Raw genomic sequence first — 2,232 nt, 5'->3', positions numbered from 1 at the left:
TGTTGGAGGCGGCTGAGCCGTTGGAGGGCCGTTTCCAGGGTGCGGGGCGTTCCGCTTTCGACCGGTTCAAGGGTCGCACCGATGCGATCTCGGGCGAGTTGAAGGCGTCGCTGGACGGGGTGCTGGCCGGTATCGGCGGGATGAACCGGTCGTTCCTGGAGGGCGAGGCGGCGATGGTGGATCAGACGCAGTCGGCCGAGGCGGGCTCCGCGTTCGATGCCGCCCGGTTCGGTGCCGGCCGCTGACCCGCGAGAGACGAAAGGACGCATCATGGCGAACCAGGGTGACCGTCGCGACTACGACATCGCGGCATCCCAGAACGCGCAGGACAACTTCAACCGCGTCGCCGCGCAGCTGGAGGCGCTGATCGATCAGCGCGACCGGGACGTGCAGGCGGCGATGGCCGATTACACCGCCGAGGGCGTGTCCGAGGACTACCGTGCGAAGGAGCTGCGGTGGAAGAACGCGGCGGCCGAGGTGAAGGGGATCATCTCCACGCTGCGGTCGTCGCTCGAACGCAACGACGAGTCGGCGCAGGACGCCCTCCGCAAGGCGCGGTCCGCGGTCGAGTCGATCGGCTGACCCAGGACTGATCCGGAAACATGACGGGGTGGAGAATCGATCCAACCGGGGTCAAGGACGTGCTCACCAAGGTGAACAAGCATGCCAAGGCGCTCGGTAAGTCGCTGACCAGTCTCGGTCCCGCTTTGGAGGGCGGGGTGACTGCGGCGCAGTCGCCCGCGATCGCCGAGGCGATCCAGGCGTACTTCGAGCAGGAGGAGGGCCCGCGCATCCAGGGCATGAATGCGCGGATCAGCGCGGCCGCGTCCGGCGCGGTTGCGGCGACGCAGGCGTACATCGCGAGCGACCTGGAGATGGCCGCGAACGCGCAGTCGTCCGCCGTCGCCGCGATCTCGCCGCCGCAGCCGCCGAGGAGAGTGCGCTGATGCCGTCGCCGATCGACCCCTCCGCGATCCCCGGCAAGGACCTCGACCCCGCCGCGATCGAGGCGAACGCCCGCACCGTCGGCAGGATCGCCGAATCGGTGCGCGACCACGGGTCGAGCGTTCAGACCTCGTGGCAAGGCATGGCGGGGGTGTATCAGGCGCCCGAGTCGGACACGCTGCTCGGGCTGATGCAGCCGGTGTCGTCGCAGGCGACCGAGACCGGCGACAACCTCGACACGGTGTCAGCGGCGCTGATCCAGTTCGCCGAAGACGTTCGCCCGATCAAAGCCGAGCTGGACCGGCTGCGTGCCCAGGCGCAGACGTTCGTTAACACGACCGTCGCGCACGGGGTGCAGGTGCGTGAGCTGAACCCGGCGTGGGTGAGCACGCAGGGCTTCTACGGCACGGCTTACCCGACTGCACCCTCCGCGTACTCACCGTATTCGGGGTCGTCGACGAGCGTCACGACATCGCACGCCGACATCCCGCAGTACCGGAACGTCACGAAGCAGTGGCATGAGGACCAGGGTGCGGTCGACCGCAACAACGAGTTGATCGCCGCGGTCAACGCGCAGCAGGTGCTGCTGTGGGAGGCCGAGCGGGCCTGCGCGAACAAGATCCGCGCCCTGTACGGCGCGGCCGCACTGCACTCGTACCAGTCCGAGAACGACCCGAACGGGTACGGCCTGGACGAGATCCCCGAGGGTACCGAGATGCCGTGGGGCGCGCCCGTGGAGCGCACCGAGGGGTGCGGCGAGGCGACGTTCAACTTCGTCGTGAAGGACTTCCTGTGGGAAGGGATCGCGGTCGGCGGTGTGTGGGGCACCATCCAGGGCCTCGGCACGCTCGTGCTCGGCTACAACCCCGCCACCGGCGACTGGTTCTCATCCGACGCGTACGGCGCCGCGTGGGGCGGGCTCGGCATGCTCGCCGCAGGCGTGGTGATCGCCTCCACCCCGCCGCTGAACATCCTCAAGAGCATCGACGACACCATCGAGGCCTTCGGCGGCGACGGCTTCCTCCCCGACCCGATCGACGACTTCGCCGACGCCGCCGACGACGCGCTGCTGAACACCGGCAAAGCGCTCATCGCGTGGGACAAATGGGCAGACGACCCCGGCACCGCCCTCGGCGAATCCCTGTTCAACCTCGCGACCATCTTCATCCCCGCCGGCGCGGCGGTCACCAGCGTCAAGACCGCGGGCACCGCGGCATCCGTGCTCTCCAAGATGGCCCGCGTGGTCGACCTCATCGACCCCGGCGCGTGGGCCGTGAACGGATCCCT

4 protein-coding genes are annotated in these 2,232 nt (G+C 69.0%); all 4 read left to right on the top strand.

What is annotated here, in order from left to right:
- Positions 1 to 245: hypothetical protein (locus tag AB1K54_RS17230; RefSeq protein WP_371203992.1), on the top strand; the 245-nt coding region annotated here is incomplete at its 5' end.
- A gap of 25 nt (positions 246 to 270) precedes the next feature.
- Entirely contained in the window at positions 271 to 582 is a 312-nt protein-coding gene (locus tag AB1K54_RS17225; RefSeq protein WP_371203991.1) for a pore-forming ESAT-6 family protein, read from the top strand.
- A 20-nt stretch (positions 583 to 602) separates the two neighbouring features.
- Positions 603 to 947, top strand: a complete 345-nt coding sequence (locus AB1K54_RS17220; protein WP_371203990.1) for a DUF6507 family protein — start codon at positions 603 to 605, stop codon at positions 945 to 947.
- Positions 947 to 2,232 (top strand): hypothetical protein (locus tag AB1K54_RS17215; RefSeq protein ID WP_371203989.1); only part of this gene is annotated, 1,286 nt, incomplete at its 3' end. The genes AB1K54_RS17220 and AB1K54_RS17215, both read left to right, overlap by 1 nt.

The sequence above is a fragment of the Microbacterium sp. BWT-B31 genome (genome assembly GCF_041379855.1).
Lineage (GTDB): Bacteria > Actinomycetota > Actinomycetes > Actinomycetales > Microbacteriaceae > Microbacterium.
This window is presented reverse-complemented; position numbering and strand designations above follow the sequence as displayed.

Coding starts and splice junctions, on each gene's coding strand:
- AB1K54_RS17225 (WP_371203991.1), top strand. CDS start 271: ATGGCGAACCAGGGTGACCGTCGCGACTACGACATCGCGGCATCCCAG.
- AB1K54_RS17220 (WP_371203990.1), top strand. CDS start 603: ATGACGGGGTGGAGAATCGATCCAACCGGGGTCAAGGACGTGCTCACC.